Source organism: Streptomyces sp. NPDC045695 (genome assembly GCF_056432025.1).
In genome coordinates this window covers 87,717-102,095 of record NZ_JBWKJU010000003.1, presented here as the reverse complement: position 1 = coordinate 102,095, position 14,379 = coordinate 87,717, and the positions used below count along the sequence as shown (strand labels likewise).

General features: G+C 72.8%; 9 protein-coding genes. 5 read left to right on the top strand and 4 right to left on the bottom strand.

Going from position 1 to position 14,379, the window contains the following annotated elements; translation table 11 throughout:
• The first annotated feature begins 108 nt into the window (after positions 1-108).
• A complete protein-coding gene (locus AC07DU_RS06790; RefSeq protein WP_360891484.1) occupies positions 109-981 on the top strand; it encodes a coiled-coil domain-containing protein in 873 nt (290 codons plus the stop codon).
• 141 nt (positions 982-1,122) lie between these two features.
• Here the strand turns inward: AC07DU_RS06790 and AC07DU_RS06785 are convergent, their stop codons facing one another.
• Positions 1,123-1,995, bottom strand: coding sequence for an alpha/beta fold hydrolase (locus AC07DU_RS06785; RefSeq protein WP_479110001.1), 873 nt, complete (start codon positions 1,993-1,995; stop codon positions 1,123-1,125).
• A gap of 81 nt (positions 1,996-2,076) precedes the next feature.
• On the opposite strand from AC07DU_RS06785, the gene AC07DU_RS06780 reads away from it, so the two are divergent.
• On the top strand, positions 2,077-2,637 hold the full coding sequence (locus tag AC07DU_RS06780) for a CGNR zinc finger domain-containing protein (protein WP_479028427.1): 561 nt from the start codon (positions 2,077-2,079) through the stop codon (positions 2,635-2,637).
• Between the two features lie 9 nt (positions 2,638-2,646).
• Here the strand turns inward: AC07DU_RS06780 and AC07DU_RS06775 are convergent, their stop codons facing one another.
• Both AC07DU_RS06775 and AC07DU_RS06770 read right to left on the bottom strand, forming a co-directional pair.
• Positions 2,647-3,534 carry a hypothetical protein gene (locus AC07DU_RS06775; protein ID WP_479109999.1) on the bottom strand — a complete coding sequence of 296 codons (888 nt, stop codon included), beginning with the start codon at positions 3,532-3,534 and terminating at the stop codon, positions 2,647-2,649.
• A gap of 101 nt (positions 3,535-3,635) precedes the next feature.
• Positions 3,636-5,237 carry an MFS transporter gene (locus AC07DU_RS06770; protein ID WP_479109997.1) on the bottom strand — a complete coding sequence of 534 codons (1,602 nt, stop codon included), beginning with the start codon at positions 5,235-5,237 and terminating at the stop codon, positions 3,636-3,638.
• Between the two features lie 340 nt (positions 5,238-5,577).
• Here AC07DU_RS06770 and AC07DU_RS06765 point away from each other — a divergent pair, with 340 nt between their 5' ends.
• Both AC07DU_RS06765 and AC07DU_RS06760 read left to right on the top strand, forming a co-directional pair.
• Entirely contained in the window at positions 5,578-6,354 is a 777-nt protein-coding gene (locus AC07DU_RS06765; protein WP_392060522.1) for an ABC transporter ATP-binding protein, read from the top strand.
• Positions 6,351-8,933: an ABC transporter permease gene (locus AC07DU_RS06760; RefSeq protein WP_479028417.1), complete on the top strand. Its 2,583-nt coding sequence runs from the start codon at positions 6,351-6,353 to the stop codon at positions 8,931-8,933. Before AC07DU_RS06765 ends, AC07DU_RS06760 begins: the two co-directional genes overlap by 4 nt.
• An 87-nt stretch (positions 8,934-9,020) precedes the next feature.
• Here AC07DU_RS06760 and AC07DU_RS06755 read toward each other — a convergent pair whose 3' ends face one another.
• Positions 9,021-10,481: a DUF2079 domain-containing protein gene (locus AC07DU_RS06755; RefSeq protein ID WP_479109995.1), complete on the bottom strand. Its 1,461-nt coding sequence runs from the start codon at positions 10,479-10,481 to the stop codon at positions 9,021-9,023.
• 285 nt (positions 10,482-10,766) lie between these two features.
• Here AC07DU_RS06755 and mfd point away from each other — a divergent pair, with 285 nt between their 5' ends.
• On the top strand, positions 10,767-14,321 hold the full coding sequence (gene mfd, locus AC07DU_RS06750) for a transcription-repair coupling factor (protein ID WP_360891508.1): 3,555 nt from the start codon (positions 10,767-10,769) through the stop codon (positions 14,319-14,321).
• Positions 14,322-14,379 lie beyond the last annotated feature (58 nt).

Sequence of the window (14,379 nt, the reverse complement as noted above, 5' to 3'; positions counted from 1 at the left end):
AGTGGCCGGGTCCGGACCCTCGTACGGGGTCCCGGCCCGGCCATTCGGGCTTCTGGGAGCAAATGACGCATCCTTGACGGGAATCCCCGCGAGAGAGGCGCTTTCCGGATGAGTGCACCCATTGCGACTGTGCGCGGTCGCGGCTACCGCATGGAAGAGGTCGACCGGTACCTCGCCCGGCTCTCCGGGAGCCGTGACGAGGCCTGGGAACGGGTGGCACGGCTGACGGTCCTGGCCAAGCAGATGTCGGCGGAGGCCGAGCGGCTGCGCGCGGTGGTGGCGGGGCTCGCCCCGCAGACGTACGACGAACTGGGCGAGCGGGCCCGCCGGATCCTGCTGCTGGCCGAGGAGGAGGCCGAGGCCGTACGGGCGGACGCGCGGGCGGACGCGTCCGCGACGCTGGGCGCGGCCGAGGCGAGGGCCGACCGGGCGGCGGAGCTGGCGCGGGGCGACGCGGAGGCGGTGCGGGAGCAGACGGAGGTCCGGGCCCGGCAGGGGCTGCTGCGGGCGCAGCAGGAGGCCGACGGGGTACGGGCGCAGGCCCGGCAGGACGCGGCGGCCTGGCGGGCGCAGGGCGCGGCCGCGCTGGCGGACGCGCGGCGGCGGGCGGATGAGCTGCTGGCGGAGCGCGAGCAGGAGCAGGCGGAGCGGTGGGACGCGGCGGAGCGGGGCCTGGCGGCGCGGGAGGCCGAACAGTCGGCGCGGGACGCGGAGTTGGAGCGGCACGCCGAGTCCCGGCTGGCTGAGGCCCGGCGGGACCTGGCCGCGGCGCAGGAGTCGGCCCGGCACGGCCAGGAGGACGCGGAGGCGCGGGCGGCGGAGCTGTTGGCGGCGGCGCGGGTGCGGGAGGAGCGGGTGGGCCGGGAGACGGAGCGGGTGCTGCGGGAGCACGCGCAGGCCCAGGAGGAGATGCGGGCGCACATGGACCATGTCCGCTCCAGCCTGGCCGCCTTGACGGGGCGCGCCCCTGCGGAGGGCTGAGCCGCGGGACACCCCCCGGGGCTCCGCCCCGGACCCCGCGCCTCAAACGCCGGCGAGGCTGAAAGATCGGGGCTCCGCCCCGGGCCCCGCGCCTCAAACGCCGGCGAGGCCGGATGTGTGCGGCGGGGCTGAAAGAGCGACTCAGGCGCCGGCGAGGCTGGAAGACAGGAAGTCCTCGATCAGGGGGGCTATCTCCGGCAGGTGGGTTTCCAGGGCGAAGTGGCCCGCGCCCTCGAAGACGTGGACGTCGGCGTCCGGGGCGTCCCGGAGGTAGGCCTTCGCGCCCGCCGGCGTGAAGAAGGGGTCGCCCGCGCCCCAGACGACCAGCACCGGCAGCCCCGCCGACCGCAGCCACGCCTGCCAGGCGGGGTAGTGCGCGAAGTTCGAGGCGTAGTCGAAGGCGAGGTCGGCCTGGGCGTCGGCGCGCCCCGGCAGGCCGAGGTAGTGGACGTCGAGGGTCCAGTTGTCCGGGGAGATCAGCGAGGGCTCCGCGACCCCGGTCTCGTACTGGAAGCGGGTGCCCTCCACCGTGAACAGGCCCCGGATCCGCTCCTCGTGGCCCGGCACCTCGCGGCGCAGCCCGGTGAACTCACGGGCCGCCTCCGACAGGCCTTCCTCGTAGGCGTTGCCGTTCTGGACGATCAGGCCGGTCACCCGCTCCGGGTGCCGCGTCGCGAGGCGCAGCCCGACCGGGGCGCCGAAGTCGAAGACGTACAGGGCGAAGCGGTCCAGCCCGAGGGCGTCGGTGAAGCCCTCCACGATGTCCGCGAGCCGGTCGAAGGTGTACGTGAATCCGGCCGGGGCCTCGGTGCGGCCGAAGCCGGGGTAGTCGGGGGCGATGAGGCGGTGCGGGGTGTCGCCGAGGGCGTCCATCAGCCGGGCGAATTGGTGCGAGGCGGTGGGGAAGCCGTGCAGGAGGAGCAGGACGGGTCCGTCGGCGGGGCCGCTCTCGCGGTAGGCGACGCGGACGCCGTCGACGTCGACGGTGCGGTGCTGGTGCCGGACAACAGTCATCACATGCCTCCTATGGCCTTGTTTTCATTAGTCTTGTCCATGACAGCTAATGGGTCAAGGGCCTGAGGTAGCATTAGGGGCGTGACAGTGACCTTCCCGCTCACCGGGGAACCCCTCGCCCTGGACCTCCTCAACACCCGCTCCACCGCGGGCGACCTCGTCGCCGAGCCGGCGGGTCTCGCGGACTGGCTGGCCGAGCAGGCCGGACGGCTCACCCCGGTCGAGGCCGTGGGCGCGGCCGAGGTCGCCGCCGTGCGAGCCGTACGGGAGGCCGCGCGCGCGGCGCTCGACGCCGTACGGGTGGGGGAGCGGCCGCCGCCGGACGCGCTGCGCGCGCTCAACGCGGTCCTGGCCGCGGCGCCGGCCCACCGCGAGCTGGCCTGGAGCGCGGAGGCCGGGCTCACCGCCGCCCCGCGCCGCGACGCCGCCCCCGCGGAGCGGCTCGCGGCCGAACTGGCCGAGGCGGTCGCCGAGCTCCTGACGGACCCCCGCGTGACGTCGGTCCGCGCCTGCGAGGCGCAGGACTGCGTCCTGCTCTTCCTCCCGGCGCACCCGCGCCGCCGCTGGTGCGTGGCATCAGCCTGCGGCAACCGGGCCCGGGTGGCGCGCTACTACGCCCGCCACAAGGAAGAGCCCGCCTGATGCACCGTGCTAGCCGGCCGTCCCCCGCTGCGCGGGCAGGGAGAGCGGGGGCGTCGCCGGGGAGGCGCAGGGGTACGGGTCGCTGCGCAGGCCGCGGGCCGTGACCGTCACCGTGAAGGGGGCCTTCGTGCCCGCCGGGAGCGGGGCCCGCAGGGTGCCCGTCGCGGGGTCGTAGGAGGCCGCGGCGGTCGTGCCGTCCACGGTGACCTGGGGCTGGGCGAGGGCCGCGGGCCCCGCCGGGTCCGGGGCGAAGCCGCCGCCCTCGACGGTCAGCACGCCGTCGTCGACGGAGACGTTCGTGATCAGCGGGTTCGGCCGGACGGCCATCTTGTTCAGCAGGTACGCGCCCGCCGGGGCGCCCGTCAGGGCCCAGATCTCGGCGGGCAGCCGCGGGAGTCCGCCGCCCACGTCCGAGAGGAAGAACAGCATCACGTACAGCATCGTGACCGCGCTGAACGCGACGTACTGGAGGTCGACCAGGTCCGTCCGCCCGCTGTCGTTCGCGATGAGTTCCCGCAGCGGCCGCCGCCCCGACTCCGTCGGTTTCGGGGACGGCTTGGCCATGCTGCCCTTCTCCACCCGCATGCCGACGACCGTCTTCGCCGCGATCAGGGCCACGTACGGGCCTCCGAGCAGCGGCAGGTAGACCGTCGTCAGCGTGGACAGCGGGCCGTCGGCGCCCTGGAAGTAGTGGACGCCGCCGCCCGCGGTGAGCCCGTAGCCGAGGATGGCGAGCAGCAGCCAGACCAGGATCACCGTCCAGGCGAGGGCCAGCGCCGTCGAGGTGGAGAGCCGGCCGTCGCGGCCGGTGATGAAGCCCGGGCGGGTGTACAGCCGCCGGCAGATCGGGCCGGCCAGCGCGGCCAGTAACGCCAGCGCGAACAGTGCGGATGCCATGTCGTCGTCCCCCCGGAAACGGTCCTGGCACGAGGGTCACCCACTGGCCCCGGCCATGACAAGTCAGGTGGGGTGCGGGCCGGTTGACTGTGCCGGGCCTGTTACTCGTCCCGCAGTTCGGGCAGGACCGGGAACCGCCGCGGCGCCACCAGCAGCAGGATGAGCAGCGCGGCGAGGGCGGCGGCCGTCGCGCCGAGGAAGATGTGGTCCACGGCGGCGGCCACGGCCTCGCGCAGGTGGTCGGCGGCGGCCCGGGGGAGCAGCTCCGGCCGGTCCAGCGCCTTCGACACGTCGTCCAAGTGGCCGGGGAGCCCGGGTACGGGGGCGCCCGCCAGCCGGGCCGCGATGGTGGCGTTGGCCACGGCCGCGAGCAGGGCCGCGCCCACGCTCTGGCCGACCTGGCGGCAGAACAGCACCGAGGCCGTGGTGGTGCCCCGCTCGGCCCAGACCACGGTGGACTGCACGCCGACGATCAGCGGGAGCTGGAAGAGCCCGAGGGCGCCGCCCAGCAGCAGCATGATCAGCGCGGGCTGCCACGGCCGGGCCGGATGGGGGATCAGCGTGAAGGAGAAGAGGATCACCGCGGCCAGCGCGATCCCGACGACCGCGGTGTCCCGGAAGCCGATGCGCCGGTAGACGTGCTGGCTGAGCGCGGCGGAGACGGGCCAGCTCAGGGTCATCACGGACATGACCAGCCCCGCGCCGACGGGCCCGAGGCCCAGCACGGACTGCGCGTAGGTCGGCATGAACACCACGGGGGCGACCATCAGCAGGCCGAGCGCCCCCATGGCCAGGTTGACGGCGGCGATGGTGCGCCGGCGCCACACCCAGCCGGGCAGGATCGGCTCCTCGGCACGGCGTTCCACCCGGACCACGACCGCGGCCAGCACCGCGCTCGCCCCCAGCAGCCCCAGCGAGGGCGCGGAGAGCCAGGGCCAGGCCACCCCGCCCTGGACGAGCGCGAACAGCAGCAGTCCGCCGCAGGCGAAGGTGCCCAGCGCCCCCGCCCAGTCGACCGGGCCCCGGCGCCCGGGGGACCGTACGGGCTCGGTCAGGTGGCGCGCGGTCATCCACAGGGCGAGGGCGGCCAGCGGCAGGTTGAGCAGGAAGATCCATCGCCAGTGGGCGTACGAGGCGAGCAGCCCGCCGAGCGCGGGGCCGGCGACGGCCGAGACGGCCCAGACGGTCGACATCCGGGCCTGGATCCTGGGCCGTTCCTTGAGGGGGTACAGGTCGGCGGCCAGGGTCTGGACCGTGCCCTGGAGGGCTCCGCCGCCCAGGCCCTGGACGATCCGGAAGGCGATGAGGGCGGCCATGTTCCAGGCGAGCGCGCACAGCAACGAGCCGACGAGGAACAGGCCCATGCCGAAGAGCAGGACGGGCTTGCGGCCGAAGGTGTCGCACAGCTTCCCGTAGACGGGCAGGGTGACGGTGACGGCCAGCAGGTAACCGGAGAAGAGCCAGGAGAACACCGAGAAGCCGCCGAGCTCGCCGACGATCTGCGGGACGGCGGTGGCGACGATGGTGCCGTCGAGGGCGACGAGCGCCATGGCGAGCATGAGCGAGGCGACGACGGCCCGGCTCGGCGCGACCGGGCCGCCGGGCGGGGCCTGGACTCCGGGCGGGACTTGGGCCCCGGGCGGGATCTTGCCCCCGCTGGGTATGCCGTCCGGGGTTCCCTCCGTACTCGCCCCTGAGCCCACCGAGATTCCTTCCCCCTGCACCTAACCGCGGGGAACACCTTCTCACCGCTGCCGCATCCCGCGGTATCCCCCAGGTCTCGTCACCCGAAGGGTGGAGAACCCCTAGGGGTCCCTCCACACAAGGGGCCAGGGACTGTTCCTCCCGGCGGAGGATGAGGACGAAGCCGGTACGTCTTTAACTGGTTCATATGAGCGGGGGAGCTCGGGGGTGGGGATAACCCCCGGACGGATACGGCGATGGGCACCAGCGCGCCGGACCCCCCTCCCGCCGGAGACTTTCGCTGAGACGCCGCGGGCAATCGCACGCAACCGAACGAGGGGAAACACCGTGACAACGGCTATGACCGAAACCAGGCACGGGGGTACTGGAGGGCATGCAGCCGTCGCGGCCCGGGCGCGGAAGCTCGTCAAGGCATACGGCTCCGGTGAGACGCGCGTCGTCGCCCTCGACGACGTGGACGTGGACATCATGCGCGGGCAGTTCACCGCGATCATGGGCCCCTCCGGCTCCGGCAAGTCCACGCTGATGCACTGCCTCGCCGGCCTCGACACGGTGACCAGCGGCCACATCCACCTGGACGACACCGAGATCACCGGGCTGAAGGACAAGAAGCTCACCCAACTGCGCCGCGACCGGATCGGCTTCATCTTCCAGGCCTTCAACCTGCTGCCCACGCTCAACGCGCTGGAGAACATCACGCTCCCCATGGACATCGCGGGCCGCAAGCCCGACGCGGAGTGGCTCAACCGGGTCGTCGAGACCGTCGGCCTCGCCGGCCGACTCAAGCACCGCCCGACCGAGCTCTCCGGCGGCCAGCAGCAGCGCGTGGCGGTCGCCCGCGCCCTCGCGGCCCGCCCGCAGATCATCTTCGGCGACGAGCCGACCGGAAACCTGGACTCCCGGGCGGGCGCGGAGGTACTGGGCTTCCTGCGCCGCTCGGTGGACGAGCTCGGCCAGACCATCGTCATGGTCACCCACGACCCGGTCGCCGCCTCCTACGCGGACCGCGTCATCTTCCTCGCCGACGGGCGGATCGTCGACGAGATGTACGGGCCCTCCGCCGAGCAGGTCCTCGACCGCATGAAGGACTTCGACGCACGCGGGCGGACGTCATGAGCAACATGGTCCTGAAGACCTCGCGGCGCAACTTCGTCGCGCACAAGGGACGCATGGCGCTCTCCGCCGTCGCCGTCCTGCTCTCCGTCGCCTTCGTCTGCGGCACGCTGGTGTTCACCGACACGATGAACGCCACCTTCGAGAAGTTGTTCGGCGTCACCAGCGCCGATGTGACCGTCAGCCCCAAGTCGGCGAAGGACGCGGAGGAGAACCCGGAGCGCGGCAAGCCCGAGATGCTGGCCGGCTCGGCCGTCGAGCAGGTGAAGAAGGCCGAGGGCGTCAAGAGCGCCGAGGGCGCCGTCATCTCGCTGTCCGTCACGGTCGTCAACTCCAAGAACGAGAACATGGGCTCGACCACCGGTGCCCCGACCATCGCGGGCAACTGGAACGACAACGAGCTCAAGTCGATGAAGATCACCGAGGGTCACGCACCGCGCGGCCCCACCGAGGTGATGGTCGACTCCGACACCGCGGACAAGCACCAGCTGAAGATCGGTGACGAGCTGCGCACGATCGCCGTCACCGGCGACATCCGCGCCAAGATCACCGGCATCACGGCCTTCACCGTGACCAACCCGGGCGCGGCCATCGTCTACTTCGACACCGCCACCGCCCAGCAGGCGCTGCTCGGCTCCCCCGGCTCCTTCACGCACATCAACGTCACCGCCAAGGACGGGGTGAGCGACGAGCAGCTCAAGCAGAACATCGCGACCGCCGTCGGCGCGGACACGTACAAGCTCCAGACCGCCAAGGAAGCCGCGGACGCCAACCGCAAGGAGGTCGGCTCCTTCCTCAACGTCATGAAGTACGTGATGCTCGGCTTCGCCGGGATCGCCTTCCTCGTCGGCATCTTCCTGATCTTCAACACCTTCTCGATGCTGGTCGCCCAGCGCACCCGTGAGATCGGCCTGATGCGCGCCATCGGCGCCGACAGCGGACAGGTCCTGAAGTCCGTGGTCGTCGAGGCCTTCCTCCTCGGCGTCCTCGGCTCGGCCCTGGGCGTCGGCGCGGGCGTGGGCCTGGCCGTCGGCCTGATGAAGCTCATGGGCCAGCTCGGCATGCACCTGTCCACCGACGACCTGACCATCGCCTGGACCACCCCGGTCGTCGGCGTCGTCCTCGGCGTCGTCGTCACCGTCGTCGCCGCCTTCGTCCCGGCCCGCCGGGCCGGCAAGGTCTCCCCGATGGCCGCCCTGCGCGAGTCCGGCACCCCCGGAGACAAGAAGGCCGGCGTGATCCGCGCCGTCCTCGGCCTGGTCCTCACCGCCATCGGCGGCGCCGGGCTCTTCCTGGCCGCCGCCGCCGACAAGGCCGCGCCCGGATCGCTCTGGCTGGGCCTGGGCATCGTCTTCACGCTCATCGGCTTCATCGTGATCGGCCCGCTGCTCGCCGCGGGCGTGGTGCGGGTGCTCTCCGGCGTGGTGCTGCGGCCCTTCGGTTCGGTGGGCCGGCTCGCCGAGCGCAACGCCCTGCGCAACCCGCGCCGCACCGGCGCCACCGCGGCCGCCCTGATGATCGGGCTCGCGCTGGTCGCCTGCCTGTCGGTCGTCGGATCCTCGATGGTGGCCTCCGCCACCGAGGAGCTCGACCAGTCGGTCGGCGCGGACTTCATCGTCGGCGCCCAGACCCCGCAGCCGGTCATGCCGCAGGCCGAGCAGGCGCTGCGGGCCGTCCAGGGCCTGGACCACGTCACCGCCTACCGGCTGGTGGAGGCGAAGATCACCGCCCCCGACGGCTCCACGGAGACCGACGAACTCGGCGCCACCGAGGCGACGTACGCCAAGGACGTCCGGCGCAAGATGGTCGCCGGCGAGCACGCGGCGGCGTACGGCAAGGACTCCATGTCGGTCGGCTCTCAGTACGCCACCAAGCACGGCGTCAAGCTCGGTGACGAGATGACGGTCGCCTTCACCGAAGGCAAGACCGTCAAGCTCAAGGTCACCGCGATCACCAGCGACGAGGGCAACCTCGACAAGGGCATGAAGTTCCTCAGCACCGAGGTCGCCCGGGCGAACCTGCCGGCCGACCGGTTGCCGCTGCCCTTCATGCTGCTGGCCGGCGCGAAGGACGGGGAGTCCGAAGCCGCGTACAAGGCGGTCAAGGCGTCGCTGGCGGAGTACCCGCAGTACGACGTGCGCAACCGGGCCGACTACAAGAAGACCCTCAAGGACCAGGTCGGCCAGATGCTGAACATGGTCTACGGGCTCCTCGGCCTCGCCATCATCGTCGCGGTCCTGGGCGTCGTGAACACCCTCGCCCTGTCGGTGGTCGAGCGGACCCGCGAGATCGGCCTGATGCGCGCCATCGGCCTCTCCCGCCGCCAGCTGCGCCGCATGATCCGCCTGGAGTCGGTGGTCATCGCCCTCTTCGGCGCCCTGCTCGGCCTCGGGCTGGGCATGGGCTGGGGGGCCACCGCGCAGCAGCTGCTCGCGCTCCAGGGCCTGAAGGTGCTGGAGATCCCGTGGCCGACGATCCTCGGGGTGTTCGTCGCCTCGGCCTTCGTGGGCCTGTTCGCCGCACTGGTCCCGGCCTTCCGGGCAGGGCGGATGAACGTACTGAACGCGATCGCGAGCGAGTAGACGCGCCGCGGTCGTTCGGGGGAGGGCGCCGGTCCGGGACCTTGGGTCACGGGCCGGCGCCGCCGTTTCCCCCGCCGCTCCGTCCCGCTACCGGGTCCCGCCGCTCGGTCCCGCCGCTGCGTCCCGCTGCATCAGGACGACTCCGGCGGCCTCGCCCACCAGGGTGTACCGCTGTCCGGGGTGCAGCTGGTGGGCGTAGTCCGTCGGGTCCTCGCCGGCCCACCGCGAGGAGTTGTCCAGGGTGATCCAGTCGGGGACCACGCCCTTGCTGCCCCCGATCCACAGCACGCGGCAGCGCGAGGTCAGCCGGGTCAGAGAGGTGGTGTCCGCCTCCACGGTGGCCCCGTCCGGGATCCGGTCGAGGAGCCGCTCGATGGCCGTGACGCGCGCGGGCTTCTCGTACGTACTCGCCTGCGCGAGCTTGGCGGTGGGCATGCTGGTCGCGCTGAGGGCGAGGGCGGAGGCGAGCACGGCCGTGGGCAGCTGGAGGGCGTACGCGCGCAGCCACGGCCGCTCGCCGCGCCGGACGGTGTCGACGGCGTCGACGAGGGCGAGGGCCACCACCGGCATGAGCACGGCGCTGTAGTGCCAGTCGGTGGACCAGTAGTGGTCGTCCCCGGACAGGAACCGCCAGCCGAGGGTGGGGGCGGCGACCAGCAGCAGCGGCGAGCGCAGGGCGAGCAGCCCGGAGGTGGGGATGAGCACCCAGCCCAGGGTGGCGAGCTTGGTGCCGGTGCCCGCGAACGGACCGGCGCCGTCGATCTTGTCCCAGTAGCCGTAGCCCGCCGGCGCGAAGGCCGGGATGAGGACGGTGAACACCAGCACGGCGAAGACGGCGGCCGCGCCGGCGGTGACAAGCGCGGTCCAGGCGGCCCGCCGGTCGGTGGTCCGGGCCCGCCAGGCCACCACCACGGCCAGGGCGGCCAGCGTGAAGCCGAGGTCCTCCTTGACGAGGACCAGCGGCAGCCCCCACAGCAGGGCGGCCCGCCAGCGCCGCGCGAGCACGGCCTCCAGGGAGAAGGCCAGCAGGGGCATGGCGAAGGCGATCTCGTGGAAGTCGAACTCCACGGCCCGCTGGATGCCCCAGGTCAGCCCGTACGCGACGCCGACGGCGAGACCGCGGGCCCGCCCGAGGAGCCGTCCGGCCGCCCGGGTGACCGGGACGGCGGACAGCGCGAACAGCGCGGCCTGGACGACCAGCAGGGTGACGGGGCCGGGGAAGACCCGGTAGACGGGGGCGGCGAGGGCGATGACCGGGCTGAAGTGGTCCCCGAGGATGTTGGCCCCGGGCCCCTTCAGATCGGCGACGGGCTCCCGCAGGTGCGCGTAGGCGCGGATCGCCTGCTCGAAGATCCCCAGGTCCCAGGAGGCCCAGTCCATCCTCCGGAAGCGCGTGACGGACAGCGCGAGGTACACCAGGAACAGCCCGGCGGCCACCACCCACGGCCCGGCCCACCGGCCCGGCCGTGATCCAGGCCCCGGCCCCGGCCCCGGCTTCGCGGGAGCCGGTGTCACCTGCGCCACACGGGCCGTCGCATCGCTCGTCACGGACTCGTGCTCCTCGGGCCGGCTGGGCTGAGCGCCTGTGGAAGCGGCGCGGCGGCTTCAGACGCTCCTGACCCGCACATCGTAAAGCGGGAGGAACGCGGCCCGCGGCGACCGGCCCGCGGCGGACCGGCCCGGGCGGGTGGCGTCACTCCCCCGTGGGGCGGCGCGCAGCGTCTGTGTAAGGGGAGGCGGTCGGGAGAGGGGCGGGCGTAGGGTGGGAAACCCCGGCCCGTACGACGTGTCGGGTCCTTCGCGTTGCCCCTACCGGATGGAAAGCCCCCCTTCATGAGCCTGCACGGACTGCTCGACGCCGTCACCCGGGACCCCGCCCTCGCCGAGGCGGTCACCGCGGCCGGAGAAGGCAACCGCATGCACGTGGACCTGGTCGGCCCCGCCGCCGCGCGGCCCTTCGCCATCGCCGCGCTGGCCCGGCAGACCGGGCGGACGGTGCTCGCGGTCACCGCCACCGGGCGCGAGGCCGAGGACCTGGCCGCGGCGCTGCGCTCCCTGCTGCCGCCGGACGAGGTGGTGGACTACCCCTCCTGGGAGACGCTGCCGCACGAACGGCTCAGCCCGCGCAGCGACACGATGGGCCGTCGCCTCGCCGTCCTGCGCCGGCTCGTGCACCCCAGCAAGGACGACCCGGCGGCGGGCCCGGTGAGCGTGATCGTCGCGCCGATCCGGTCCGTGCTCCAGCCGCAGGTCAAGGGGCTGGGGGAGCTCGCCCCGGTCAGCCTGCGCCAGGGCGGGAGCGCCGACCTCGGGGAGATCACCGAGGCCCTGGCCGCGGCGGCGTACGCGCGCGTCGAGCTCGTCGAGAAGCGCGGCGAGTTCGCCGTGCGCGGCGGCATCCTCGACGTGTTCCCGCCCACCGAGGAACACCCGCTGCGCATCGAGTTCTGGGGCGACGAGGTCGAGGAGATCCGCTACTTCAAGGTCGCCGACCAGCGCTCGCTGGAGGTGGCCGAGCACGGACTGTGGGCCCCGCCCTGCCGGGAGCTGCTGCTGACCGAGGAGGTACGGGAGCGGGCCGCGGCCCTCGCCGAGGCGCACCCGGAGCTCGGTGAGCTGCTGAACAAGATCGCCGAGGGGATCGCCGTAGAGGGCATGGAGTCCCTCGCCCCGGTCCTGGTCGACGACATGGAACTGCTGATCGACGTCCTGCCGGCCGGGGCGATGGCCGTCGTCTGCGACCCGGAGCGGGTACGGACCCGGGCCGCCGACCTCGTGGCCACGTCCCAGGAGTTCCTCATGGCCTCCTGGGCCGCCACGGCGGGCGGCGGCCAGGCCCCCATCGACGTCGGCGCGGCCTCGCTGCGCGGGATCGCGGACGTCCGCGACCGGGCCCGCGAGCTGGACATGATGTGGTGGTCGGTCTCCCCCTTCGCCGCCGACGAGGTGACGGGCGGGACGTTGGCATCAGCCGACGAGCCGGCGGTGCTCAAGCTCGGCATGCACGCCCCCGAGGCCTACCGCGGCGACACCGCCCGGGCCCTGGCCGACACCAAGGGCTGGATCGCCGACGGCTGGCGCACCGTCTACCTCACCGAAGGCCACGGCCCGGCCGCCCGCACCGTCGAGGTGCTCGGGGGCGAGGGCATCGCGGCCCGGCTGGAGCCGGAACTGAACGTCCTGGAGCCGAGCCTGGTCCACGTCGCCTGCGGCTCGCTCGACAACGGCTTCGTCGACCCGGCACTGAAGATCGCCGTACTGACCGAGACCGACCTGACCGGGCAGCGCACCGCCACCAAGGACCTCGGCCGGATGCCGACCCGGCGCCGCAAGACGATCGACCCGCTGACCCTGGAGGCCGGGGACTACATCGTCCACGAGCAGCACGGCGTGGGCCGCTACGTCGAGATGGTCCAGCGGACGGTGCAGGGCGCCACCCGCGAGTACCTCCTCGTCGAGTACGCGCCGGCCAAGCGCGGGCAGCCCGGCGACCGGCTCTACATCCCCACCGACCAGCTGGAGCAGGTCACCAAGTACGTCGGCGGCGAGGCCCCGACCCTGCACCGGCTCGGCGGCGCCGACTGGACGAAGACCAAGGCGCGCGCCAAGAAGGCGGTCAAGGAGATCGCCGCCGACCTCATCAAGCTCTACAGCGCGCGCATGGCCGCCCCCGGCCACACCTTCGGCCCCGACACGCCCTGGCAGCGCGAACTGGAGGACGCCTTCCCGTACGCGGAGACGCCCGACCAGCTGACCACGATCGCCGAGGTCAAGGAGGACATGGAGAAGTCGGTCCCGATGGACCGGCTGATCTGCGGCGACGTCGGCTACGGCAAGACCGAGATCGCCGTGCGCGCCGCCTTCAAGGCGGTGCAGGACGGCAAGCAGGTCGCCGTCCTCGTGCCCACGACCCTCCTCGTGCAGCAGCACTTCGGGACCTTCTCCGAGCGCTACAGCCAGTTCCCGGTCAACGTGAAGGCGCTGTCCCGCTTCCAGAGCGACACCGAGTCCAAGGCCACCCTGGAGGGCCTGAAGGAGGGCTCGGTGGACGTGGTCATCGGCACCCACCGGCTCTTCTCGCAGGAGACCCGCTTCAAGGACCTGGGCCTGGTCATCGTCGACGAGGAACAGCGGTTCGGCGTCGAGCACAAGGAGCAGCTGAAGAAGCTGCGCGCCAACGTCGACGTGCTGACCATGTCCGCGACCCCGATCCCGCGCACCCTGGAGATGGCGGTGACCGGCATCCGCGAGATGTCGACGATCACCACCCCGCCGGAGGAACGCCACCCGGTCCTGACCTTCGTCGGCCCGTACGAGGAGAAGCAGATCGGTGCGGCCATCCGCCGTGAACTGCTGCGCGAAGGACAGTGCTTCTACATCCACAACCGGGTCGAGTCCATCGACCGGGCGGCCGCCAAGCTGCGCGAGATCGTGCCCGAGGCGCGGATCGCGACGGCGCACGGCCAGATGTCCGAGCAGGCCCTGGAGCAGGTCGTCGTCGACTTCTGGGAGAAGAAGTTCGACGTGCTGGTGTCGACGACGATCGTCGAGTCGGGCATCGACATCTCCAACGCCAACACCCTGATCGTCGAACGCGGCGACAACTTCGGCCTGTCGCAGCTGCACCAGCTGCGGGGCCGCGTCGGACGCGGCCGCGAGCGCGGGTACGCGTACTTCCTCTACCCGCCGGAGAAGCCGCTGACTGAGACGGCGCACGAGCGGCTCGCGACGATCGCCCAGCACACCGAGATGGGCGCCGGCATGTACGTGGCGATGAAGGACCTGGAGATCCGCGGCGCGGGCAACCTGCTCGGCGGCGAGCAGTCCGGCCACATCGCGGGCGTCGGCTTCGACCTCTACATCCGCATGGTCGGCGAGGCCGTGGCCGATTACCGGGCCGCCGTGGAGGGCGGCGTGGAGGAGGAGCCGCCGCTGGAGGTGAAGATCGAGCTGCCGGTCGACGCGCACGTCCCGCACGATTACGCGCCGGGCGAGCGGCTGCGCCTCCAGGCGTACCGGTCCATCGCCTCCGCCAACTCCGAGGCGGACATCAAGGCCGTGCGGGAGGAACTCACCGACCGCTACGGCAAGCTGCCGGAGCCGGTGGAGAACCTGCTGCTGGTGGCCGGCCTGCGGATGCTGGCCCGGGCCTGCGGGGTCGGTGACATCACCCTCCAGGGCAACAACGTCCGCTTCGGGCCGGTGGAGTTGCGCGAGTCGCAGGAGCTGCGGCTCAAGCGGCTCTACCCGGGAGCGGTGCTGAAGCCCGCCACCGGGCAGGTGCTGATCCCGCGCCCGAAGGCGGGCAAGATCGGCGGCAAGCCGGTGGTGGGGCGCGAACTGCTGGCCTGGACCGGGGAGTTCCTCACCACGATCCTGGGGTCCTGACGCTCCTGGGGTCCTGACGACCGTGGAGTCCGGGCGCCCGCGCGGGCGCCCGGCCTCC